This window comes from Actinoplanes sp. NPDC051475, from assembly GCF_040689425.1.
Classification (GTDB): Bacteria; Actinomycetota; Actinomycetes; order Mycobacteriales; family Micromonosporaceae; genus Actinoplanes.
Map to the genome: position 1 here is coordinate 56229 of NZ_JBFAZZ010000012.1, position 23669 is coordinate 79897.

Annotated in this window: 21 protein-coding genes; 12 read left to right on the plus strand and 9 right to left on the minus strand. The window is 71.7% G+C overall.

The features are described 5' to 3' along the window. Positions 1 to 133: 133 nt before the first annotated feature. Positions 134 to 2872, plus strand: a complete 2739-nt coding sequence (aceE, locus tag AB0368_RS24155) for a pyruvate dehydrogenase (acetyl-transferring), homodimeric type (RefSeq protein ID WP_366156219.1) — start codon at positions 134 to 136, stop codon at positions 2870 to 2872. A gap of 54 nt (positions 2873 to 2926) precedes the next feature. Here aceE and AB0368_RS24160 read toward each other — a convergent pair whose 3' ends face one another. Together AB0368_RS24160 and AB0368_RS24165 are read right to left on the minus strand one after the other, a co-directional pair. Then, positions 2927 to 3499 (minus strand): dihydrofolate reductase family protein, encoded by a 573-nt coding sequence (locus AB0368_RS24160; RefSeq protein WP_366156220.1) that lies wholly within the window; start codon positions 3497 to 3499, stop codon positions 2927 to 2929. Positions 3500 to 3517: 18 nt separating this feature from the next. After that, on the minus strand, positions 3518 to 4897 hold the full coding sequence (locus AB0368_RS24165; RefSeq protein WP_366156221.1) for a glycosyl hydrolase family 18 protein: 1380 nt from the start codon (positions 4895 to 4897) through the stop codon (positions 3518 to 3520). Positions 4898 to 5040: 143 nt separating this feature from the next. Here AB0368_RS24165 and gltX point away from each other — a divergent pair, with 143 nt between their 5' ends. Beyond that, a complete protein-coding gene (gene gltX, locus AB0368_RS24170; protein WP_366156222.1) occupies positions 5041 to 6450 on the plus strand; it encodes a glutamate--tRNA ligase in 1410 nt (469 codons plus the stop codon). A 338-nt stretch (positions 6451 to 6788) separates the two neighbouring features. Then, on the plus strand, positions 6789 to 7448 hold the full coding sequence (locus AB0368_RS24175) for a hypothetical protein (RefSeq protein WP_366156413.1): 660 nt from the start codon (positions 6789 to 6791) through the stop codon (positions 7446 to 7448). Between the two features lie 4 nt (positions 7449 to 7452). Here AB0368_RS24175 and AB0368_RS24180 read toward each other — a convergent pair whose 3' ends face one another. The 4 genes from AB0368_RS24180 to AB0368_RS24195 all read right to left on the minus strand — a co-directional run bounded on the left by AB0368_RS24180 (position 7453) and on the right by AB0368_RS24195 (position 9679). Then, the gene (locus AB0368_RS24180; RefSeq protein WP_366156223.1) at positions 7453 to 8217 is read right to left on the minus strand and encodes a hypothetical protein; all 765 of its coding nucleotides are present in this window, start codon (positions 8215 to 8217) and stop codon (positions 7453 to 7455) included. Continuing rightward, complete coding sequence (locus AB0368_RS24185) at positions 8214 to 8687, minus strand: sigma factor-like helix-turn-helix DNA-binding protein (RefSeq protein ID WP_366156224.1); 474 nt, start codon at positions 8685 to 8687, stop codon at positions 8214 to 8216. The genes AB0368_RS24180 and AB0368_RS24185 overlap by 4 nt, the downstream gene beginning before the upstream one ends. Positions 8688 to 8754: 67 nt before the next feature. Next, positions 8755 to 9345 (minus strand): TetR/AcrR family transcriptional regulator, encoded by a 591-nt coding sequence (locus AB0368_RS24190; protein WP_366156225.1) that lies wholly within the window; start codon positions 9343 to 9345, stop codon positions 8755 to 8757. Positions 9346 to 9433: 88 nt separating this feature from the next. Further along, the gene (locus AB0368_RS24195) at positions 9434 to 9679 is read right to left on the minus strand and encodes a hypothetical protein (protein WP_366156424.1); all 246 of its coding nucleotides are present in this window, start codon (positions 9677 to 9679) and stop codon (positions 9434 to 9436) included. Between the two features lie 225 nt (positions 9680 to 9904). Here AB0368_RS24195 and AB0368_RS24200 point away from each other — a divergent pair, with 225 nt between their 5' ends. The 5 genes from AB0368_RS24200 to fabF all read left to right on the plus strand — a co-directional run bounded on the left by AB0368_RS24200 (position 9905) and on the right by fabF (position 14701). Continuing rightward, positions 9905 to 11101, plus strand: a complete 1197-nt coding sequence (locus tag AB0368_RS24200; protein ID WP_366156226.1) for a helix-turn-helix domain-containing protein — start codon at positions 9905 to 9907, stop codon at positions 11099 to 11101. Positions 11102 to 11266: 165 nt separating this feature from the next. Continuing rightward, complete coding sequence (locus AB0368_RS24205; RefSeq protein ID WP_366156227.1) at positions 11267 to 12196, plus strand: ACP S-malonyltransferase; 930 nt, start codon at positions 11267 to 11269, stop codon at positions 12194 to 12196. 31 nt (positions 12197 to 12227) lie between these two features. Beyond that, positions 12228 to 13178 (plus strand): beta-ketoacyl-ACP synthase III, encoded by a 951-nt coding sequence (locus AB0368_RS24210; protein WP_366156228.1) that lies wholly within the window; start codon positions 12228 to 12230, stop codon positions 13176 to 13178. A gap of 52 nt (positions 13179 to 13230) precedes the next feature. Then, on the plus strand, positions 13231 to 13473 hold the full coding sequence (locus AB0368_RS24215; RefSeq protein ID WP_364702182.1) for an acyl carrier protein: 243 nt from the start codon (positions 13231 to 13233) through the stop codon (positions 13471 to 13473). Position 13474: 1 nt separating this feature from the next. Beyond that, positions 13475 to 14701: a beta-ketoacyl-ACP synthase II gene (gene fabF, locus AB0368_RS24220; RefSeq protein WP_366156229.1), complete on the plus strand. Its 1227-nt coding sequence runs from the start codon at positions 13475 to 13477 to the stop codon at positions 14699 to 14701. A 35-nt stretch (positions 14702 to 14736) separates the two neighbouring features. Here fabF and AB0368_RS24225 read toward each other — a convergent pair whose 3' ends face one another. Beyond that, positions 14737 to 16467, minus strand: coding sequence for a glycoside hydrolase family 3 N-terminal domain-containing protein (locus AB0368_RS24225; RefSeq protein WP_366156230.1), 1731 nt, complete (start codon positions 16465 to 16467; stop codon positions 14737 to 14739). Between the two features lie 199 nt (positions 16468 to 16666). Then, positions 16667 to 17158: a DUF3145 domain-containing protein gene (locus AB0368_RS24230; RefSeq protein ID WP_366156231.1), complete on the minus strand. Its 492-nt coding sequence runs from the start codon at positions 17156 to 17158 to the stop codon at positions 16667 to 16669. A gap of 243 nt (positions 17159 to 17401) precedes the next feature. Between AB0368_RS24230 and AB0368_RS24235 the strand changes: the two genes are divergently transcribed. Continuing rightward, positions 17402 to 17731: a hypothetical protein gene (locus tag AB0368_RS24235; protein ID WP_366156232.1), complete on the plus strand. Its 330-nt coding sequence runs from the start codon at positions 17402 to 17404 to the stop codon at positions 17729 to 17731. A 333-nt stretch (positions 17732 to 18064) separates the two neighbouring features. On the opposite strand, the gene AB0368_RS24240 is transcribed toward AB0368_RS24235, so the two are convergent. Continuing rightward, positions 18065 to 18832 (minus strand): carbonic anhydrase, encoded by a 768-nt coding sequence (locus tag AB0368_RS24240; RefSeq protein ID WP_366156233.1) that lies wholly within the window; start codon positions 18830 to 18832, stop codon positions 18065 to 18067. Between the two features lie 182 nt (positions 18833 to 19014). Here AB0368_RS24240 and AB0368_RS24245 point away from each other — a divergent pair, with 182 nt between their 5' ends. The 3 genes from AB0368_RS24245 to AB0368_RS24255 all read left to right on the plus strand — a co-directional run bounded on the left by AB0368_RS24245 (position 19015) and on the right by AB0368_RS24255 (position 23617). Beyond that, entirely contained in the window at positions 19015 to 19971 is a 957-nt protein-coding gene (locus AB0368_RS24245; RefSeq protein ID WP_366156234.1) for an alpha/beta hydrolase, read from the plus strand. Positions 19972 to 20151: 180 nt separating this feature from the next. Beyond that, entirely contained in the window at positions 20152 to 22287 is a 2136-nt protein-coding gene (locus tag AB0368_RS24250) for an AAA family ATPase (RefSeq protein WP_366156235.1), read from the plus strand. Positions 22288 to 22699: 412 nt separating this feature from the next. Beyond that, positions 22700 to 23617 (plus strand): cation diffusion facilitator family transporter, encoded by a 918-nt coding sequence (locus AB0368_RS24255; RefSeq protein WP_366156236.1) that lies wholly within the window; start codon positions 22700 to 22702, stop codon positions 23615 to 23617. Positions 23618 to 23669: the final 52 nt, after the last annotated feature.

The following is a 23669-nucleotide window of genomic DNA, read 5'->3' on the forward strand; positions in this document are numbered from 1 at the left end:
AGTACCTGTGTCGAGCGTCGCGTAGCGGACCGGTAGGCGTGACGCCAGCCACCGGGAGGGGGCAGGATGGAGCCATTAACGTGCGGTTCACACGATGGGGCGCACAGCCCGACACCGACCTAGAGGAATGCCTGTGGCCACGGAGCGCAAGCGCCCGGTGATCAGCGACGGCCTGCCGAGCCAGCTTCCGGACATCGACCCCGAGGAAACCAGCGAGTGGGTCGAGTCGCTCGACGGAGTCATCGACGAGAACGGGGCCAAGAGAGCCCGGTACGTGATGCTCCGCCTGCTCGAACGGGCCCGGGAGCGACAGGTCGGCGTCCCGCCCCTGACCTCCACCGACTACATCAACACGATCCCGCCGGAGCAGGAGCCCTGGTTCCCCGGTGACGAGTTCGTGGAGCGGCGGATCCGGGCGTACATCCGGTGGAACGCCGCGATGCTGGTGCACCGCGCGCAGCGACCCGACATCGGTGTCGGCGGCCACATCTCGACGTACGCGTCGAGCGCCAGCCTCTACGAGGTCGGCATGAACCACTTCTTCCGCGGCAAGGACCACCCGGGCGGCGGCGACCACATCTTCTTCCAGGGCCACGCCTCCCCCGGCATGTACGCCCGCGCGTTCCTCGAGGGCCGGCTGAGCACCGACCAGCTCGACGGCTTCCGCCAGGAGCTGTCGCACGCGCCGCACAGCCTGCCGTCGTACCCGCACCCCCGGCTGATGCCGAACTTCTGGGAGTTCCCGACGGTCAGCATGGGTCTCGGCCCGCTGAACGCGATCTACCAGGCCCGGTTCAACCGCTACCTGCACCACCGCGGCATCAAGGACACCAGCCAGCAGCACGTCTGGGCCTTCCTGGGCGACGGCGAGATGGACGAGGTCGAGTCGCTCGGCGCGATCGGCCTGGCCGCCCGCGAGGAGCTCGACAACCTGACCTTCGTCGTCAACTGCAACCTCCAGCGCCTCGACGGCCCGGTACGCGGCAACGGCAAGGTCATCCAGGAGCTGGAGGCGTTCTTCCGCGGCGCGGGCTGGAACGTCATCAAGGTCGTCTGGGGCCGCGAGTGGGACCCGCTGCTCGCCGCCGACACCGACGGCGCGCTGGTCAACCTGATGAACGTCACGCCCGACGGCGACTACCAGACGTACAAGGGCGAGTCCGGCGCGTACGTGCGGGAGAACTTCTTCGGGCGCGACCCGCGCACCCGCAAGATGGTCGAGCACATGAATGACGACGAGGTGTGGAACCTCAAGCGGGGTGGCCACGATTACCGCAAGCTGTACGCGGCGTACAAGGCGGCCACCGAGCACACCGGCCAGCCGACCGTGATCCTCGCCAAGACGATCAAGGGCTGGACGCTGGGCTCGCACTTCGAGGCCCGCAACGCCACGCACCAGATGAAGAAGCTGACCCTGGACGACCTCAAGGGCTTCCGGGACCGGCTCTACCTCGACATCCCGGACAAGCAGCTGGAGGAGAACCCCTACCTCCCGCCGTACTTCCACCCCGGCGAGGACTCCGACGAGATCCAGTATCTCCAGGAGCGGCGCAAGGAGCTGGGCGGCTACCTGCCGTCGCGGCGGACGAGGACGATTCCGCTGGCAATCCCGGAGTCGGCGAGGTTCGGCGACGTCAAGCGGGGTTCGGGCAAGCAGAAGGTCGCCACCACGATGGCGTTCGTCCGCCTGCTCAAGGACATCATGAAGGACAAGGAGTTCGGCGCCCGCTGGGTGCCGATCATCCCGGACGAGGCGCGTACGTTCGGCATGGACTCGCTCTTCCCGACGCGGAAGATCTACTCGCCGCACGGCCAGACGTACACGTCGGTGGACCGCGAGCTGTTCCTGTCCTACAAGGAAGCCACCAACGGGCAGATCCTGCACGAGGGCATCAACGAGGCCGGCTCGACCGCCAGCTTCATCGCCGCGGGCACCGCGTACGCGACCCACGGCGAGCCGATGATCCCGCTGTACATCTTCTACTCGATGTTCGGCTTCCAGCGCACCGCCGACGAGCTGTGGGCGGCGGCGGACCAGATGACCCGCGGCTTCCTGCTCGGCGCGACTGCGGGGCGCACCACGCTCAACGGTGAGGGCCTCCAGCACGAGGACGGCCACTCGATGCTGATCGCGGCGACGAACCCGGCCGTCGTCGCGTACGACCCGGCGTTCGCGTTCGAGATCGCGCACATCGTCGAGAACGGCCTGCACCGCATGTACGGCGAGCAGCAGGAGAACGTCTTCTACTACCTCACCGTCTACAACGAGCCGATCCTGCAGCCCGCAGAACCGTCCGGCGTGGACGTCGAGGGCCTGCTCAAGGGCATCTACCGGTACGCCCCGGCACCGGAGACGACGGGTCCCAAGGCGCAGCTGCTCGCCTCCGGCACCGGCGTGCAGTGGGCGCTCAAGGCCCAGCAGCTGCTCGCCCAGGACTGGGGCGTCGCCGCGGACGTGTGGTCGGTGACCTCCTGGACGGAGTTGCGCCGCGACGCGGTCGAGGCCGAGGAGCACAACCTGCTCCACCCGGGCGACCAGCCGCGCAAGCCGTACATCCAGACCAAGCTGGAGGGCACGGAGGGCCCGGTGGTCGCGGTGAGCGACTGGATGCGCGCGGTGCCCGACCTGATCAGCCGCTGGGTGCCGAACGACTACACGTCGCTGGGCACCGACGGCTTCGGCATGAGCGACACCCGGCACGCGCTGCGCCGCCACTTCCACGTGGACGCGGAGTCGGTCGCCGTGGCCACGCTGCGCCAGCTGGCGCTGCGCGGCAAGGTGCCGTCGCACGTGCCGGCCGAGGCGGCGAAGAAGTACGCGATCGACGACGTGACCGCCGCGCCCGTGGGCGAGACCGGCGGCGACAGCTGAGGTAGCCGTGCGGGATGCGCCCCTGAACCGGGGGCGCATCCCTCAGTACCCCCGTCAGGCCGGGACGTAGGTGATGACCTCGACGCCGGTGGTGGTGGTCCAGGTGTCGGCGAGCTTCAGCGCGATCTTGGTGCCGTCGTGCCACAGCTTGCGGCCCTCGCCGACGACCACCGGGTAGACCATGATCCGGTACTCGTCGACGAGGTTGTGCCGCGTCAGGTGGTTGAGCAGGTCGGCGCTGCCGTTGAGGAGCAGGCTGCCGGGCTCGGTCTTCAGCTTCGCCACCGCGTCGGCGACCTCGCCCTGGAGGAAGGTCGCGTTCCACTCCGGCTCGGTGAGGCTCGTCGTGGCGACGTACTTGGGCATCGAGTTCATCCGCTTGCCGAACTCACCCGTCGCGGCCTCCATCTGCGGCCATGCGGCCTTGAAGCCCTCGTACGTCCTGCGGCCCAGCAGCAGCGCGTCGGTCTCGTGCAGGTTGCGCTCCTGCCAGGCGCCGAGCTCGTCGTTGAAGTAGGGGCCGCTCCAGGCCGGCTCCTCGAAGACGCCGTCGAGGGTCACGTACGACACCGCCACCAGCTTGCCCATGCAGCTCAGCTCCTTCGGATTCACCACCCGGTCAGTCAACTGGTAAGTAGACCACCCTTACGGCAGCGTCCAGCGCTGGTTGGCGCCGGCGAAGCAGTCCCAGATCTGCAGCCGGGTGCCGTTGGCCGAGCTGTTGTTCGAGGCGTCCAGGCAGCGGCCGCTTGCGGGGTTGCGCAGCGTGCCGTCACCCTGCGATTGCCACTTCTGGGCGCCCGTACCGTTGCAGTCGTAGAGCTGCACCAGCGAGCCGTTGGCCGTGCCGGCCGCCGTGACGTCGAGGCACTTGCCGAGCGCGCGCACCGTGGCGTCGGTGCCCACCGTCCACGTCTGAGCGGCGGTGCCGTTGCAGTCGTACAGCTGGACCGGGGTGCCGTTGGCCGACGAGGCCCCGGCGACGTCGACGCACTTGCCGGCGATGCCCGTGATCCGTCCGGTGCGGCCCGACGGCGGGTCGGTCGGCGGGGTGGTGCCGCCCGTCGCGGTCGCGTAGATGGCGCTGACCAGCGAGTTGGCGCCGGTCGCGTCCTGCGAGAGTTCCCAGTTCATGATGCCTCCGGCGTTCGCCATGGCCCACTGGGTCTTGCGCCGGATCGTCGGCAGGCCGTTGTAGCACTCGTTGACGCCGCTGATCGTGGCGCAGTCCTGGTTGGCGAAGGCGGGGTTGACGGCGACGATCTCGGCATACGTCTTGTAGCCGGGCCGGCTGTAGAACGGCACGCCGAGCACCGCCTTGGCGGCGGGCAGGCCGCGACCCTTCCAGAAGTTGACGCTGTTGACGGACCAGTCGTAGTTGGCGTGCGGGCTGCCGCCGTCGTACGCCATGATGTTCAGCCAGTCGACGACGCCGAAGACGGCGGGCTGGACGCCGTTGGCCGTGCCGCCCTCGGAGACGACCGCCGCGGTCAGCAGCTTGCCCTGGTTGTGCAGGGCGGTGCCGAGCTGCTGCATCAGCGCGGTGTAGTTGTTGCCCGAGGCGCCGGGGTCGGGGTATTCCCAGTCGATGTCGATGCCGTCGAGCCCGTACTGGTTGACGACGCTCAGGACGCTGGTGACGAACGTCGTCCGCGAGCCCGAGCCGGCCGCCAGGGACTCGAAACCGGAGTCGTTGCCGTCGTTCCACCCGCCGATGGCCAGCGAGACCTTGACGTTGTTCTGGTGGCCCAGCGAGACGAGCTGGGACAGCTTGGCGGTGTTCTCGATCGGCTGGAGGGTGCCGTTGCCGTTGGGGAGCGCGAACGCGTAGTTGATGTGGGTCAGCTTGCTGTACTGGATGCTGGTCACGCTGCCGGCCCAGGAGGGCATGTAGCCGACGCTCTTGAAGTTGTTCGGCAGCACGGCCGCCTCGGAGGTGCCCTGCACCGCCAGGGCGGTGGCGAAGCCGCCCGCGGCGACGACCAGGGCGGCTGCGGCGGAGGCGAACCTTCTTCTTCCAGGCATGGGGATGGGACCTTCCTTCCGGCGTGGGGGCGCCGTGGGGGACGTGGCCGCCAAATTTTAAGAAGATTAACTAATAGACGTCAATATAAGCCTTGATAAAAGGCCGCCGGAAACCGTCTCGACGCGCGCCGTAGGCTGATCCCGTGACTGTACGAGTACGCTTCGCCCCTTCTCCGACGGGAATGTTCCACGTCGGCGGCGCCCGGTCGGCGCTGCAGAACTGGATCGTCGCTCAGCAGAGCGGCGGCGCCTTCGTCCTGCGTATCGAGGACACCGATGCGGCCCGCAACCGTCCCGAGTGGACCGAGGGCATCATCTCGGCGCTCGACTGGATCGGCATCGAGCGCGGCGCCTACGAGGGCCCCTACTTCCAGTCGGCCTACGCGAGCGAGCACACCGCCGCTGCCACCCGCCTCTACGGCGAGGGCCGCGCTTATTACTGCGACTGCACCCGCGACGACGTCGTGGCCCGCTCGGGCAACACCCACACCGGCTACGACGGTTTCTGCCGTGACCGCGCGCTCGGCCCCGGCGAGGGCCGGGCACTGCGCTTCCGTACGCCGGACGAGGGCGCGACCGTGGTCGTCGACCTGGTCCGCGGTGAGCCCACCTTCGAGAACAAGCTGCTCGAGGACTTCGTCATCGCCCGCAGCGACGGCTCCGCGGTCTTCCTGCTCGCCAACGTCGTGGACGACATGACCATGGGCATCACCCACGTCATCCGGGCCGAGGAGCACCTGCCCAACACCCCCAAGCAGCAGCTGCTCTGGGAGGCGCTGGGCATGAAGCCGCCGGTGTGGGCGCACGTGCCGGTCATCGTCAACGAGAAGCGGCAGAAGCTGTCGAAGCGCCGCGACAAGGTCGCCCTGGAGTCGTACCGCGACGAGGGCTACCTCGCCGCCGCCATGCGCAACTACCTCATGCTGCTCGGCTGGGCGCCCACCGGCGACCGTGAGATCGTGCCGTGGGAGACGGTCGTGCAGGAGTTCCGCCTCGAGGACGTCAACCACTCCCCCGCCTTCTTCGACGTCAAGAAGCTGCGGGCGTTCAACGGCGAATACATCCGCGCGCTGTCGTCCGAGGAGTTCGCCGCGGTCTGCGCGCCCTGGCTGGGCGGCACCGGCACCATCCCCGCCCCGCCGTGGGACCCGGCGAAGTTCGACTCCGCGGTCTTCGCCGCCGTCGCGCCGCTCGCACAGACCCGCATCGCGGTCCTGAGCGAGATCGTCGACTACGTCGACTTCCTCTTCCTCGACGAGCCCGTCTCCGACGAGCAGTCCTGGACCAAGGCCATGAAGGAGGGCGCCGGCGACATCCTCGACGCGGCCGCGGCCGCGTTCGGCGCCCTGACCGAGTGGACGGCCGAGCCGTTGAAGGCCGCCCTGGAGCGGGTCGGCGAGGAGCGCGGCCTCAAGCTGGGCAAGACCCAGGCGCCGGTCCGGGTGGCCACCACCGGGCGTACGGTCGGGCTGCCGCTCTTCGAGTCCCTGGAGATCTTGGGCCGGGAGCGGTCCCTCGCCCGGCTGGCGGCGGCCCGCGCGAAGCTCGGCTGACGTTCGTAACCATTTCGGTATGCGCCCGCCCGGGGTTTCCCGGCGGGCGCATACCGCATCCGGAACCCGCTGGCCATCGCTGACAGTCGTACCGGTACGACTGTCAGCAGCACGAGTGACGCGGTGATCCACGGCTTGCGCGCGCTGGGTACTATTCGCGCGCTGATCAGCAGTCGTCGTACATCCTCACCAGCGATTCCGGATAGCTCCAAAGGTCACGACCTCGGGATGCGCCCGGACGAATCTGCGGGGAGGCTGTGAGAACGCGCGCAGCGGAGCAAGGTCCATCACGCAGGCGGGGGAGGCCGGACGTGGCTCGAGGAACGATCAGGCGGTTGGTGTCCGCGACGGGCATGCTCGCCGCGGCGGTGGCGCTCAGCGCCGGGCTCGCGCCGGCCGCGCACGCCGCGCCGCGGCAGGACTCCACGGTCGAGGCCCCGAAGGCACCGCCCAAGCCGACCACCGTCCAGATCGCGGGCAAGTTCACCGGCGGCAAGATCATCATCCAGCAGACCGAGCGGCCCGAGCTGTTCCAGCGGGTGCTGAGCGAGGTCAACTGGCTCTCCGGCGCCGCGCCGACGACCACCAAGCCCAAGGCGGACAAGCTCGGTCCCAAGTACACGGTGACCGTGCTGATCAAGGACAAAGCCACCCAGCTTTACGACCTCTACCCGATGGCCTCAGGCGGCCCGCGGGCGTACCGGCCGGCGAAGCAGCCCAGCGGCAAGAAGGCGGCCGGCTGGTTCTACGGCCGGCTCACCATGTCGGAGTCGCTGCGGCTCAGCGGCATCCCGCTCAAGGAGAAGCCGGACGTGGTCAGCGGCGGCATCGGGGGCGGCATCGGCCAGGACGTCGAGAACGGCGAGCTCGACCCGATCGCGGTCGGCAGCGACGTGCTCGGCCAGATGCGCCGGCTCCTGCTCATCAACGGGGCGGTGCTGGTAGTGGTGCTCGCCGGCCTCGGCGGCGTCGCGTACCTGATCCGCCGCCGGGTCTAGCCGCTCAGCCCGCCGGGCGGACCGGGATCTTGAAGATGGGGCAGGCCGGGGCCGGGGCGTTGCAGCGCTCCCCCAGGCCGAACCCGTCCGGCAGGCGCGGATCGGTCGCCGCCTCGGCCACCTCGCGCGCGGTCAGCGGCGGCTCGCCCCGGCCGGCGTCGCCGGTGCCGCGCTCCCCGGTCGCCTGGATCGCCACCGTGCGCCCGTCGACCACCCGGCGGGCGATCACCTCGTGCACCTGCCAGTCGACGTCCGCGGTGTCGGCGTAGCGGGCGTACTCGATGCCGGCACGCGTGCGGTCGGGACGCGCGCACGACTGCTCGTCCGCGAGCACCGGCAGGCAGAGCCCGGCCGGCGCGTCGAAGATGGCCACCTCGATCAGGCCGTGGGGGCGCCCGTCCTCGTCCATCACCGCGTACTGGCGCCAGCCGGAGCCCGAGGACGGCATGCGCGGGACGATCCGGAAGCCCTTCTTGTCGACCGGGGGCGCGAGCGCGCCGAGCACCGGGTCCAGCACCGCGGACGGGCGGGGCTGGGCGACCGCCACGGCCGCGGCTGAGCGGGGCTTCGGGCCGGGCAGCAGGACGGTGGCGAGGGCGTACCCGAGCAGGATGACGATCACGACCGCGACCAGCCCGGCGAGGATGACGGTACGGGCCCGCGAGCGACGCAGCTTCACCGCGCGCCGGAAGATCTCCTCGACGGCGTCGCCGACGGGCGGCTCGCTCTCGCACGCCCGCTCCAGGACGGCGGTCATCGCGGCACTCATCGGGCCACCGCCGGGCGGGTGATCCGCATCAGGCCGTCGAAGGCGGTCAGGCCCTCCGCCTCGTACTCGGTGACCTTGCCGCCGTCGATGCCGAGCACGTCCGCGGTGTCGTTGACCGACAGGTGGCAGTAGTGGTGGAGCACCACGACCGCCCGGCACTTGGGTGAGAGGCGGCGCAGGGCGTCGAGGACCAGCACGGTGTAGACGTCACCGAACGCGGCGTCCACGTCGGCCTCCCCCTGGGCCTCCGGCGGGGCGACGAAGACGTGCTCGCGCCGGCCGTGGCTGGGCTTGAACGCGGCCATCAGGTCCCCGTACGCCCACAGGTCCAGGTCGCCGACGTCGGGATCGGTCAGCGCGCGGGCGAGCGTGTCCCGGGCGAGTTCGCCGGCCCGCTCCCAGTCACCACACATGAGGAACGCGGCGCGGCGCAGATGGACGTACCTCTGGGCCACGTAGTCGTCGGTCATCGCGCCTCCTGCGTACCGTTTGCCCCTTTATAGGCCACGAACGGCCCGGCGCGGCGCGGAACGGGGGTCACGCGACCCGGACGGTGACCTCCACGAGCCGGACCAGGTCGTCCAGGTCGGCGTCGAACTCCTCATCGGCCTCCCTCGCGGGCGGTCCTTCGTCGGAGGCAGCAGCAGCTGTGGCAGGGTCGGTGGAGGGCGGCAGGCCGCCGGTGATCTCGCCGGTCGTGTACCCGAGCAGGAACGCACAGATCATCCGGGTCAGCCGCGGCACCTCATCCGCCGGGACGCCGGCGTCGTGCAGCGTCGCCCGCAGCGCCGCGGTCAGCCACGAGTTCCCCGGCGACGGGCGGTTGAGCAGCAACGGGTACGCCCCCGGATGCCGGCGGGACAGCGCCCGTACCGCCCGTCCGAGGGCCCGGAGCCGGAGCCGCCAGTCGATGTCCGCCGGGTCGTCGCCGTGCCTCGAGCCCAGCTCGAGGTGGAGCAGGTCGACCAGGCCGTCGAGCAGCGCGTCCTTGCCGCCGACGTACGGATAGAGTGCCATCGAGGTGAGCCCCACGCGTTCGGCCACGGCCCGCATGGACATGGCGGCCAGCCCGCGTTCGTCGACGAGGGCCAGGGCCTGGTCGAGGATCAGCCGTCTCTTGTCGTCCACGCCCTAACCGTGTCGGCCGGCGGGCCGTACGGACGCCGGACGCGCCGCGGGACGGCCGTCAGTCACTCCCCAGGGTGAGACTCGGTGCTCAGCACCAGCGGCCGGGAGGACGGCCCCGGCCGGCCGCGCGACGCCGCGGGCGGACGGCGCCGTGCAGGTGGGCGCCCGCCCAGCCGCGCAGCTCGGATCGGCAGCCCACGCGGTGCGGGAGATCGTCGACCGGTTCGTCGCCGGCCGGCGCCACAGCGAGCACGGCGGCGTCGGACGCGGAAGCCTGGTTCTCCTCCGCGGCATCGTGCTCCGTCTCGGCGCGTACGCCCTCGTGGTCCGTCACTCCTGCCTCCTTCCGCCCGGTCGCCGGTACCCGTGTCTGATCGGCACCGCGGGGCCCGGGTTGACCCTCGCGGGCACGCGGTCCGCGCGGTGCTAGGACGACACCCTGCCAGGTCACCGACCGGAATCGCGGTGAAGGCGCACCGCTATTACGGACAAAAATCCCAAAGCACCCAGGGATCCGGCCGGCGGCACCGGCCCGGCACGGCCCTGACATGCTGGTCGGGTGGCAGAGCAGGGCAAGTCCGGGGGTACGGCGAAACGGCCGCCCCTCGCCGCCACCCTGCGCCGCGTCGAGCGCAGTGCCGGCGCTCTGGCCTCCGCAAGTGTCGCTCGGATGGACGAGACGCTGCCGTGGTTCCGCGCCCTCCCCGCCGACCAGCGCTCCTGGGTGATGCTCGTCGCCCAGGCCGGCGTGCGGTCGCTGGTCGAATGGCTGCGCTCGGGCGGCACCGCGGCCGGCACCCAGGAGATCTCCGACGAGGTCTTCGCCGCCGCACCCCGGGCCCTCGCCCGATCGATCACGCTGACCCAGACCGTCCAGCTGATCAAGGTCACCATCGACGTCGCCGAGTCGGAGGTCGCCCACCTGGCCGCCGCCGGCGAGGAGGGGGCCCTCACCGAGGCCATCCTCAAGTTCTCGCGCGAGATCGCCTTCTCCGCCGCCCGGGTGTACGCCCGCGCCGCCGAGTCCCGGGGCGCCTGGGACGCCCGGCTGCAGGCACTCCTGGTCGACGCCCTGCTGCGGGGCGACTCCTCCGACGTGCTCGCCAGCCGCGCCGCCGCCTTGGGCTGGGCCGACGCCCCACCCGTGGCGGTGGTGGTCGGGCGCTCCCCCGGCGGCGACCACACCGCTGTGCTGCACACGGTCTACCGGGCCGCCCGGCGCGCCCGGGTCGAGGTGATCGGCGGGGTGCACGGCGACCGGCTGGTGGTGGTGATGGGCGGCGCCGCGGATCCGATGGCGATCGCCGATCAGCTCGCCGGCGCCTTCGGGGAGGGTCCGATCGTGGTGGGCCCGGCCGTACCGTCGCTGGATCATGCCACCGAATCGGCCCGCGCCGCCCTCGCCGGTTTCCGGGCCGCGCCGGCGTGGCCGGGCGCCCCGAACCCGGTCGCGGCCGACGCGCTGCTGCCGGAACGGGCGCTGGCCGGCGACACCGAGGCCCGGCGGGCGCTCAAGCACGACGCATACGGGGCGCTGTCCCGGGCGGGCGGCGGCCTGCTGGAGACCCTCGACGCCTTCTTCGCCACCGGCGGTGTGCTGGAGAGCGCGGCGCGGGAGCTGTACGTGCATCCCAACACGGTGCGATACCGCCTCAAACGCGTCGCCGAAGTGACCGGTTTGTCCCCGCTGGACGGGCGTGACGCGTTCGCCCTCCGGATGGCGCTGACCATCGGGCGGCTCGATCCTGCGAGCTAGATCACGCCAACGAGGCAGCCTCGCGGGGGTGACGGAAGCCCCTTTAAATACCCACGTATCGGGGCAAACCTGGGGGTGGTTTGTAGGAACCCCACAACGCCGATCGTAGGGTTTGGTCTCCGGCAGCAACCGCGGAACCCGCCCTCATCCGGGAGAGTCGAAGACGTGCTCGCCGTATTGTCGCCCGGCCAGGGTTCCCAGAAGCCCGGCTTCCTCTCCCCATGGCTGGAACTCCCGGGCGCCCAGGCCCGGCTCCGGTGGTTCTCCGTGCTCGCCGGCGTCGACCTGATCCACCTCGGCACCGAGGCCGGCCCCGACGAGATCAAGGACACCGCGCGCACCCAGCCCCTGCTCGTCGCCGCCGCGCTGCTCGCCGGTGACCACCTGCCGATGCAGGACGTCGCCGTCGTCGCCGGCCACAGCGTCGGCGAGCTCGGCGCCGCCGCCCTCGCCGGGGTCTTCCCGCCCGAGGCCGCGATCACCCTCGCCGGGGTCCGGGGCCGGGAGATGGCCGCCGCCTGCGCCCTCGAGCCGACCGGCATGAGCGCCGTCCTCGGCGGCGACGCCGACGCGGTGGTGGCCGCCATCGAGGAGCACGGGCTGCACCCCGCCAACCGCAACGGCGCCGGCCAGATCGTCGCCGCCGGCGCCCTCGACGCGCTGGCCAAGTTCGGCGCCGAGCCGCCCGCCGCGACCCGGGTACGGGCGCTCGCCGTCGGCGGTGCGTTCCACACGCCGTACATGGCGCCCGCCGAGCAGGCCCTGGACGCGGTCGCCGGCGGTGTGACGGTCACCGACCCGGCCCGCACCCTGCTGTCGAACCGCGACGGTGCCGCCGTCGCGCGGGGCCGCGAGATGATGCAGCGCCTGGTCCAGCAGGTCACCGCGCCGGTGCGCTGGGACCTGGTCATGGGGACGCTGCGCGACCTGGGCGTCACCGGGATCATCGAGCTGCCGCCCGCGGGCACCCTGGCGGGCCTGGTCAAGCGGGAGCTCAAGGGCGAGCACGCCGCCGAGATCGTCACCCTCAACACGCCGGACGACCTGCCCGCCGCCCGCGACCTCATCGCCCGGCACGGCGGGCATCCCGAGTGACGCACCCCGTCGCGACAGAAGGAGCACTCTCATGACAGCGGGTTCCCGCATCGTCGCGATGGGCCACTACCAGCCCTCGCGTGTGGTCACCAACGACGAGCTGGCCACGATCATCGACACGAACGACGCGTGGATCCGCGACCGGGTCGGCATCGCCGAGCGCCGGATCGCCGACGCCGAGACGGTCGCCGACATGGCCACGTCCGCGGCGGAGAAGGCCCTGGCCGGTTCCGGGCTGACCGCCGCCGACATCGACATGGTGGTCGTGGCGACGTGCTCCTCGATCGACCGCTGCCCGAACGTTGCGACGCGGGTGGCCGCCACGCTCGGGATCAACGCGCCCGCCGCGTTCGACCTCAACACCGCGTGCTCCGGGTTCTCGTACGCGCTGGGCACCGTGGACCACGCCATCCGCGCCGGCGCGTCCCGCAACGCCCTCGTCATCGGCGCGGAGAAGCTGTCCGACGTCACCGACTGGACCGACCGTTCGACCGCGGTGCTGTTCGGTGACGGTGCCGGGGCGGCGGTCGTCAGCGCGGTGCCCGACGGCGAGCAGGCCGGCGTCGGGCCGGTGCTCTGGGGCTCCGCGCCCGAGAAGGGCGACGTGCTGCGGATCGAGGGCTGGCGGCCGTACATCCAGCAGGAGGGGCAGAGCGTCTTCCGCTGGGCCACCACCGCGCTGGCCCCGTTCGCCCTGCAGGCCTGCGAGCGTGCCGGCGTCAAGCCGGAGGAGCTGGCCGCCTTCGTCCCCCACCAGGCGAACACCCGCATCATCGACGGTATCGTGAAGCGACTCGGCCTCGGCCCCCACGTGGTCGTCGCCAAGGACCTGATCGAGTCCGGCAACACCTCCGCGGCCAGCGTGCCGCTGGCCCTGTCCAAGCTCGTCGAGCGCCGCGAGGTGCCCTCGGGCGCCCCGGTCCTGCTCTTCGGTTTCGGCGGCGGCCTCACGTACGCCGGGCAGGTCGTCCGCTGCCCCTGAGCAGCCGGCCCACCCGTCGAGTTTTCCCCACCATCGAGAGGAACATCGCACAATGGCTACCCGCGCTGAGATCACCTCCGGCCTCGCCGAGATCCTGGAGGAGGTCGCCGGGGTGAACCCGGACGACGTCGCCGAGGACAAGTCCTTCACCGACGACCTGGACGTCGACTCGCTGTCCATGGTCGAGGTCGTGGTGGCCGCCGAGGAGAAGTTCGGCGTCAAGATCCCCGACAACGAGGTCCAGAACCTCAAGACCGTCGGCGACGCCGTCTCCTTCATCGAGGCGAATCACTGACATGAGCACTACAGACGTCGTCGTCACCGGGCTCGGCGCGACGACCCCGCTCGGCGGGGACGTCGCGTCCACCTGGGACGCCATGCTCGCCGGCCGCTCCGGGGTGAGTGCCCTCACCCAGGAGTGGGCCGCGCAGCTGCCCGTACGCATCGCGGCCCAGCTCGCGGTCGAACCCTCCGAGGTCCTGGAGCGGGTGCGCCTGCGCAAGCTGGACCGCTCCGAGGCGATCGCGCTGATCGCCGCCCACCAGGCCTGGGCCGACTCGGGCCTGGCCGACTCGGGGCTCGACCCCGAGCGCCTGGCCGTCAGCTTCGGCAGCGGCATAGGGGGTGCCCAGACCCTGCTCAACCAGGACGACATCCTGGAGGCCTCGGGGCCGCGCAAGGTCAGCCCGCACACCGTGCCGATGCTCATGCCCAACGGGCCCGCCGCCTGGGTCGGCATCGACCTCCGCGCGCAGGCCGGGGTGCACTCGATGGCCAGCGCCTGCGCGACCGGCGCCGAGGCCCTCGCGCTGGGCCTCGACATCATCCGCTCGGGCCGCGCCGACGTGGTCGTCGCCGGCGGCACCGAAGCGGTGGTCCACCCGCTCCCGATCGCCGGCTTCGCCTCGATGCGCGCCATGTCGACGCGCAACGACGACCCGGAGAAGGCCTCCCGCCCGTGGGACAAGGGCCGCGACGGCTTCGTCCTCGGCGAGGGCGCCGGCGCCCTGATCCTCGAGCGTGCCGACCACGCCGCCGCCCGCGGCGCCACCGTGTACGCCCGCCTCGCCGGCGCCGGCATCACCTCGGACGGCTACGACATCGTCCAGCCGGACCCGGAGTGCCGCGGCGGCATCCGCGCGATGAAGCGGGCGATCAGCGACGCCGGCCTGACCGGCGCGGACATCGTCCACGTCAACGCGCACGCCACCTCCACCCCGGCCGGCGACATGGGCGAGATCAAGGGGATCCGCGCGGCCATCGGCGACCACCCCCTGCTCACCTCGACGAAGTCGATGTCGGGTCACCTGCTCGGCGCCGCCGGCGCGCTCGAGTCGATCGCCACGATCCTCGCCATCCGCGACAACGTGGTGCCGCCGACGATCAACCTCGACGACCCGGACGACCGCCTCGACCTCGAGGTGGCGGCGCACAAGGCCCGCCAGCTCGAGATCCACGCGGCGATGAACAACTCGTTCGGCTTCGGGGGCCACAACGTGGCGCTCGTCTTCACCCGCGCCTGACGACACCGGTAGGGGGTGTCTCCGCGAGACACCCCCTACGCGCAGGCGCTACGCGGTAGCCCGGGCACTGCGACCGGGGACCGGCCCGGCGCCTTCGCCTTGCCGGCCAGCACCGCCGCCAGCGCGGTCAGCGACAACCGGCTCGACGAGTACGTGGCCACGAGCGTCGGCGACGCCGCGACGGACAGCAGATACGGCGTGTCCATGCTCACCGTCACGGCCGCCTCCGGGCTGAGGTCGACGCGCTTGTCGCCGTACCCGACTAGGTGCACGACCTTGCCCCCCGCGGCCCGGACGTCGACGCCCGCCTTTTGCAATTCCTCGACCAGCGCGAGCCGCGCGGTCTCCCGGTCGCCCGCGGCGGTGACGGTGACCGGCCCGCTGACCAGCGGCCCGGAACAGGCGCCCCGGAGAACGGTGATCGACGCGGCGTCCGCCTTGCCGACCGCCCGGTGATGATCGGGCGAGTCGAGCGAGGACAGGGCGGGCTGCGCCCGGCCGGCCTTGCGGAACCTCAGGGTGAGCACCCGGGTGACGGCCTCGACCAGCCGCGCCCGCGGGAGGCTGCCGTCCTTCAGCGCGGCCACGATCCCGTCCCGGGCGCCGGCGATGTCCGGCGGCATGAGCAGCAGGTCGTTGCCCGCGTTCAGGGCCCGGACCGCCGCCTCGCCCGCGGGCCACTTCATCGCCGGAGCCATGTTCATCGCGTCGGTGACGGCGACCCCGGTGAACTTCAACCGGCCCCGCAGCACATCCGTCATGATCTTTCGAGAGAAGGTGGCGGCCACGCCCTTGTCGAGGCCCTCCACGTCGAGGTGCCCGGACATCACCAGGCCTGCCCCGGCGTCGATCCCCGCATCGAACGGCGGAAGGTCTTCCTTCTCCCACTTCGCCGCGCTCTGCCGCACCACGGGCAGCCCGTTGTGACTGTCTCCGGTGGTGTGCCCATGCCCCGGAAAATGCTTCAGCGCCGCGGAAACCCCGGCCGCCTGCAACCCCCGCACGGCGGCCCGCACCTGCTCACCGTTGGCGTCCGGATCGCCACCGTACGACCGGGAGCCGATGACCGAGCTGCCCTCCGGCCCCAACGTGTCGGCAGCCGGCGCGAAGTCGACGTTGACGCCCATCGCGGCGAGCTCCGTACCGGCGGCGTGCCACGCGGCCTCGGTGAGCGCCGGCTTGCGGGCGGCACCCAGGGCCATCGCGGACGGCAACAGGGTCACCCCGGTCCGGACCCGGGTCACCACCCCGTACTCCTGGTCGGTGCCGATCAGCAACGGAGCCCCACCGGGCAGCCGGGCGGCGGCCGCCTGCAACCCGTCGGTCAACGCGCGTACCTGCGGCGGCGTGTCGACATTGGTCGCCGGATTGGTGGCGCCGGTCGGATCGTCGGGCGCGAACCCGACCAGAATCAGGCCTCCCAGGTGAAACTTCGCGACCAACTCGGCGGGCGTGTTCACCCCGGCGATCCGTTGATTCCCGGCGGCCGCCGCGGCGTCCACCTTGTCGGCGCTGTCCCCGTACGCGTAGGGCATCAGAACCTGACCGGCCAGATCGGCGTCGCTCAAGGTCTTGACGGTCGCCCGCGCGCGGGCAGCGGGGTCGCCGGCCGGGACGGCCACCGGCGAGGCCGGGGAAACCGGGCTGGAGGGCGCGACGCTCGCAGGGGTCACCGGACGGATGGGTGCGTCACTGCCGCATGCGGCAGGCAAGAGCGCGAGGGGTACGGCCACAGCAACGCGAAACGCCTTATTCACGGGCGCCATTGGATCAGCTCCGCCTAACCCTCGACAAACCGGCCGTGGGTCGTGCGGGCCGGGGCCTCACCCTACGGCCCCGCCGCCATCCGCCCGTCCGCGTGCGAGCGGCTCGGAGTTCGTCCCACGGGAACGCGGCGCGGCCGCTTGATTCTGCGGCTGCGCGGCCACTTGGTTGTGGGGCTGCGCAGCCCTCGTTCTGCGGCTCTCAGCCGACGCGGGTCAGGAGGGTGACCGGTGCGCCGTCCCCGGCGTAGCGGTAGGGCTCGAGCTCGGCGTCCCAGGCGGTGCCCAGCGCCTTCTCCAGGGCGTGCGAAAGCGCCTCCGGGGCCCTGGCCGAGGCCATGATCGCGCGGAGCCGGTCCTCACCGATCTGGATGTCACCGGAGGCGCCGATCGTGCCGTGGAACAGGCCGCGGCCCGGGACGTGCATGAAGCGTTCCCCGTCGATGCCGGGGCTCGGCTCCTCGGTGACCTCGAAACGGATCATCGGCCACTGCCGCAGGGCAGCAGCCAGCTCGGCGCCAGTGCCGGGCCTCCCGGTCCAGCTACACTCCGACCGCCGCATGCCGGGATCAACCGGTTGCGCAGTCCAATGCAAGGTGACCGGCGCGGTCAAGACGCGCGCGATCGCCCACTCGACGTGCTGGCACACGGCGAGTGGGGTCGAGTGGACGTATACGACGCCACACGTTGGCACGGTGACCTCCCGGAGACCGAGGTGCGTCTTCCCCTACGACCTCGACCGCGGTTGATCGTGCTCCATGATGCCGGGTGGTACGGATGGTGCGCCAGAGAAACCGCAATATCGACATGTGAATGGCCGCAGTGGCACACCCGACCTAACGGACCAGGTGGCTCCCGCGGTGCGGCCCTGCGCGGCTCGTGTAGGATTGCTCCGGCGTTTTCTGCCGACACCCGTTCTTTCTCAAGGAGTACCGCCGTGGCGAGCAACACCTCGAAGACCGCCCGCGCATCCGTCCGCGCCGGCCAGGCAGGCCAGGGTGGCGCCCTCAGCGTGCTCGGTGAGTTCAAGTACCTCATCCCGCTGGCGGACGGCCGTTTTGCGTACGTGCGCAACCTGACCAACGGCAAGACCAACCACCTCAGGACCGACTCGGACGCGTTCGTCGAGGAGATCCGCAGCCTCGCCGCTGCGGGCCACGGCGCCAAGATCCGCGCCGAACTGACCAACCTCGACGCGACCTTCCCGCAGCACGGCTGGGGCGCCACCGAGAAGCGCCTCGCCGACGCGGGCGTCTTCGAGGGCTGAGCACTTCGCACCAGAGAGGCGCTCCCGGGGTTTCGTGCCCGGGAGCGCTTTTTTGCGCCCTCTGAAGATCACGACAACTTGATCGAGCCCCGACGCCGGCCAAGCGGCTCTCGAACATGCCCGGGCAGAGCCTGGCAAGGCCGTGGGCCTACGCCCGGGCACAGCAGCGGCAGCAGGGTGAACGCCGCCCACCACACGGCGGCCGACACGATGCCGGGGCGGGGCGGGCCCGGCTCAGGGCCGCCGCCGGACGCGGGCCGAGCAGGGCTCGGGGGCGCCCTCCTGCCTACCCGCCGTCCAGCGGACCGTGAGTCGTGCGGACGGCTGACCGCGTCAGGCGAGGAGCTCGACCCGGCCGGTGTCGAGGTCGTACACCGCTCCCGCGATGCTCACCGTGCCCGCCGCCATCGACTCCGGCACTCCGGTCACGTCGCGCAGGCGGCGCACGGTGCGGGTCACGTGGGTGCGCATGGCCTTGGCCGTCACGTCCGGGTCGTCGAGGCCCACGCTCTCCACCGCCGGCGCGATCTCGTCGACCAGGTAGCCCACGTCGCCGTCCGGGCGTACGCCGGTGCGCAGCGCTTGGACCGTCGCGTCCACGGCGCCGCAGCGGACGTGGCCCAGGACCATGATCAGGGGGACCTTGAGGGCCGAGACCGCGAAGTCGACCGAGCCCAGCACCGCCCGGTCGACGACGTGGCCGCCGGAGCGGATCACGCAGATCGAGCCGAAGGTCTGGTCGAAGATCGCCTCCAGCGGGACCCGGGAGTCGAGGCAGCCCAGCACCACTGCGTGCGGGAACTGTCCACCGGAGGCGGCCGCCGCGGCGGAGACCTCGTGGCCGTGCTCCGGATGCCCGCCGACGAAGCGGCGGTTGCCGGCGAGCAGCTCGGCGAGCGCGTCGTCCGGCCGCGTGATCCGCACGGCCGCCACGCCGGTCAGGGGCGCGATCGAGTCCGGCGGCCCGGCCGGGGCCGGGTTCAAGGCCGGAGCCGCGGCAATGGGCGGAGCCGCGGCCGCGGGCGCGGCCGCAGCCGCAGTAGAGGTGGCGGACAGCGCCGTCGGTGCCGCAGTCGAGGGGGCAGGTATCGGACCCGTCATGGCACCGATTCTCTACGAGTCATCGCCCCGGAGCAGCCGGTGCGAGGCAGATCACTTTTCGGCGTCCACCGGCGGCGACCGCGCAACTCAAGATCCTCGATAAAGTCTGGCGTTTTCGGTAATCGTGCGTGATGCTAATTACCCGTGGGTACAACGGGGCCGTGCGACACACGGAGGTACCCATGTTCGAGCGCTCGAAGCTCACTCTCGCCGATGGCGTACGCCTGCACGTCGACGCATCGGGTCCCGCCGACGCCCCGGTGACCGTCGTCTTCCTGCACGGCTGGTGCCTGGACCGCCGCACCTGGCACCACCAGAGCCGGGCGTTGCAGGGCACGAACACGCGTGTGATCGCGTACGACGCACGGGGGCACGGGCGGTCCAGCACCATTCGACGACGCTCCGCGACGCTCGCACAGCTCGGCAAGGATCTTGCGGAGGTGCTCGACGCGTACGCCCCCAGCGGCCCGGTCGTGCTGGCCGGGCACTCGCTCGGCGGCATGACGATCATGGAGTACGCCGACGCGTACCCGCAGGAGTTCGCGGAGCGGGTCCAGGGCCTCCTGTTCGTCTCGACCACCGCCGAGGGTGCCACCCATACGTGTTACGGCCTGCCCACGCCTCTGACGCCGTTCCTGCGGGCAGCGGAGGAGACCGGCGCCGGTGTCCTCGCCCGGCTGGGTGCCTGGCGCCCGCACCGGGCGATGCTCCCGGCCCTGCGTCCGGGGGTGCGCTGGCTGCTCTTCGGCGACGACCACGAGCCGGGTGACCTGGAGCTGACCATGTCGGCGGTGGGCCGCGCGTCGCTGCGCTCGATCGGCGGTTTCCGGGCGTCGGTCGGCGCCCAGCACCGCCTGGAGACGCTTGCCGCCCTCGGCGACGTCCCGGCGGCGGCCCTGGTCGGCGACAAGGACCGACTCACCCCGCCGGCCTGCGCGGAGTCGATCGCCGACGCGCTGCCGGGCACCGAGCTGACCGTCTTGGAGGGCGCCGGACACATGCTGATGATGGAGCGGCCCGCCCAGGTCAACGCGGCGCTGACCGCCGTCATCGACAAGGCCGTCGAGAGCGCCGAGGCACAGCGCCGCCGCCGGCGGCGCCGCGCCGACCGGCGGGCGGGCTACGACCAAGCAGCCTGAGACCCAAGCCCGCGAGAGACCGGCAGCCTGAGACCCGGCACCGGGAGAGGTCCGGGACGCGGGCACTGCGGGAACGGGCGCGCCGCGATCGACGTACGCCCCCCGGTAGGAGTAAGTTCGATTGCCCCCTTCGTACGGCTGGACGCGGGGCGGCAGCCAGCTGATCCACAAGCGGGGAGCATGACCGACTTGAGCGACGCCCACATCCTGCAGCACGAGATCGCCGTCGAGCAGGAGCACGTCGACCGGGTGTATACCCGCCTCGCCGAGCTCCGTCGCGAGGCGTCCCGGGCCGAGAAGGAGGGTTACCAGCTCGCCGGGGTCGGTACGTTCGGCGCCCTGGTCGAGCGCGACGCGATGGTGTTCCACGCCGCCCGGCGACGGCACGCGCTCGACACCGAGTACGAGGGACTGGTCTTCGGCCGCCTCGATCTGCGGACCGGCGCCGTGCACTACGTGGGCCGGATGGGTATCCGCGACGAGGACTCCCAGTCGCTGGTGGTGGACTGGCGCGCGCCGGCCGCCGCCGCGTTCTACCGGGCCACTCCGGCCGAGCCGCTCGGCGTGGTCCGGCGGCGGATGATCCAGTCGACGCGTGAGCACGTCACCGGCATCGAGGACGACCTGCTCGATCCCGAGGCCGCGCCGGCGGACATGCGGATCGTCGGCGACGGGGCGCTGCTGGCCAGCCTCTCCAAGGCGACCGGCCGGGGCATGCGGGACATCGTCGCCACCATTCAGCGCGAGCAGGACGAGGCGATCCGCTCCCCCGCGTCCGGCGTCACGATCGTCACCGGCGGGCCGGGCACCGGGAAGACGGCCGTCGCGCTGCACCGCGCGGCGTACCTGTTGTATTCCGATCGTGGCCGTTTCGCCGGCGGCGGGATTCTCGTGGTCGGGCCGTCCGGGGTCTTCGTCGACTACATCGCGACCGTGCTGCCGTCGCTCGGCGAGGAGACCGCCACCCTGCGCTCGCTCGGCTCGCTGGTCAACGGCTACGACGCGACGCGGGTCGATCCGACGGCGGTCGCGGCCGTCAAGGGTTCGCTGCGGATGCGCCGGGTTCTCGAGCGGGCCTCGCACGACGCTGTCCCGGGCGCGCCGACGGAGTTACGCCTGCTCTACCGCGGCACGCTGCTGCGCCTCGACGCCGCCGAGCTCGACCGGGTCCGGCGTAAGGCGCTGCCCCGCGGGGCGCGGCGCAACGAGGTGCGGGGTACCGGTTTCGACCGGGTCTTCGACGCCCTGTGGTCGCAGGCCCGGCAGTCCATCCGCAACCTGCCCGAGAAGCCGGAGTTCGAGTCCGAGCTCGCCGACCGTACGGACTTCCGGGAGTTCCTGAAGGCCTGGTGGCCACGGTTCACCCCGATGCGGGTGCTGGAGTGGCTGGCCGATCCGGGACGGCTCCGGGCGTACACGAACGGGCTGTTGTCGAACGAGGAGATCGCCCTGCTGCGGGGGTCGTTCGACGGGCTCGCCGAGCACGGCCCCACGATCGCGGACGTGGCGCTGCTCGACGAGCTGGACGAGCTGATGGGCCGCCCGCGCAGGCGGCATCAGAAGACCAAGAACCCGTTCCACATTCGCGACGGCGTGCAGGAGGTCAGCACGTTCGCCGACCGCCAGGCCGCCGCCCGCGCGCAGGCTGCGCAGCGCGACGACGACTACCGCGACTACGCGCATGTGGTCGTGGACGAGGCACAGGACGTGTCCCCGATGCAGTGGCGGATGATCGGCCGGCGGGGTGCGTACGCGTCCTGGACGATCGTCGGCGACCCGGCGCAGACCGCATGGTCGGGCGATGTCGCCGAGCTGGACCGGTCCCGGGAGCGGGCTCTGGGTTCGCGCAAGCGCAACACCTACGCGCTGACCACCAACTACCGCAACTCGTCGGAGATCTTCGCGGTCGCCGCCCGGGTGATCCGCACGATCATGCCGGACCTGCCGCTGCCCCGCGCGGTGCGCAGCACCGGCGTGGAGCCGGTCGACCAGGTGGTCGGCGCGGCGGATCTGCCGGAGGTCACGCGGCACGCGGCGGAGAAGCATCTGGCGGACGTCGACGGCACGATCGGCGTGATCACGCCGGTGCCGCGCCGCGACGAGATCGCGGCGTGGGTGGCCGGGCTGCCGGAGCGCGTGCGGGTGGTGACCGCCCTGGAGGCCAAGGGCATGGAGTACGACGCGGTCGTGCTGGTGGAGCCGGCGGAGATCGCGACGGACGCCAGCGGGGTGCGCACGCTCTATGTCGCGCTCTCACGGGCCACGCAGCGCCTCACCACGATCGGCACAAGATCATGGAACGAATCGGTGTCGTAGGTCCCGCCCTTCCTTCTGCGTGAGAACCCTCAGGGCCTCCGCACCGCGACGACTGTGTAGGACGCGTGGGAGTGGGCGGGGTGGTGAAGCGCGCGTTCGGCAGGTAGAGCCGCTTGCCGTACTCCGCGATGGTGGCCTGCGGCCGCGCAACCACAGGCCCGTCCGGGGTGGCCGTGATGCCGTTCCGGCAGGTGGATGACGTCGGGCCCGAGGCCGGGCTGGTGCGTGACATGGGCCGCTGCGGGTGCCGCTGAGGCCGCGGTGGACGGCGCGGCGGCGCTGAATGCGAGGGCGGGCCGCTGCGGATGTCGTCTGTTTCATACCCCGGCGATGACAATCGGGTTCAAGTTGCATACATAGCGATGTGACAATATATTGGCCGGGGCGAGACCCCGCGACGGAAGGTGGGCTCATGGGAGCCGGGCACGATCACGGTGGTCAGGCGCTGCGCGCCGGCGAGCGGCACCGGTCGCGGCTGTGGTGGGCCGCCGGGCTGCTGGCCGCGTTCATGCTGGTCGAGGCCGCCGCCGCGCTGTTCACCGGCTCGCTGGCGCTGCTCTCCGACGCCGGGCACATGTTCACCGACGTGCTGGGCATCGCGATGGCCCTCGCCGCGATCCACGCCGCCGGACGGGCCGGCACCGACTCCCAGCGTACGTTCGGCCTCTACCGGCTCGAGGTGCTCGCCGCGCTGGCGAACGCGGTGCTGCTCACCGGCGTCGCGATATTCGTCCTCGTCGAGGCGGTCCGCCGTTTCGCCGAGCCGTCGGCCGTCCCCGCCACCCCGATGCTGGTCGTCGCGGCCGGCGGCCTGATCGTCAACCTGATCGCCTTCGCGCTGCTCCGCTCCGGTGCCGAGGAGAGCCTCAACGTCCGCGGCGCCTACCTCGAGGTGGTCGGCGATCTGCTCGGCTCGGCCGGGGTCATCATCGCGGCCCTGATCATCGCGATCACCGGCTGGACGTACGCGGACCCGATCGTCGCGGTCGCGGTCGCCCTGATGATCCTGCCGCGCACCTTCGGCCTGGGCCGCTCGGCGATCAGGATCCTGGTCCAGGCGGCCCCGAAGCACCTCGACATGGCCCGGGTCCGCGACCGGCTCGCCGCCGTGCCGGGCGTCTGCGACGTCCACGACCTGCACATCTGGACCCTCACCTCGGGCATGGACGTGGCCTCGGCGCACCTGAGCCTCGAGCCCGCGGCCGAGCTGGGCGCGGTGCTGGCGTCCGCCCGCGAGGCGCTGCACGAGGACTTCCACATCGACCACGCCACGCTGCAGGTCGAGCCGGTGGCCGCCGGCGGCGGATCCTGTACGCCCGTGGGCTGGTGATTTGCGGCCACTCGGCGCACCCTGAGCACACGCGTCACGGAGTCCGTCCACT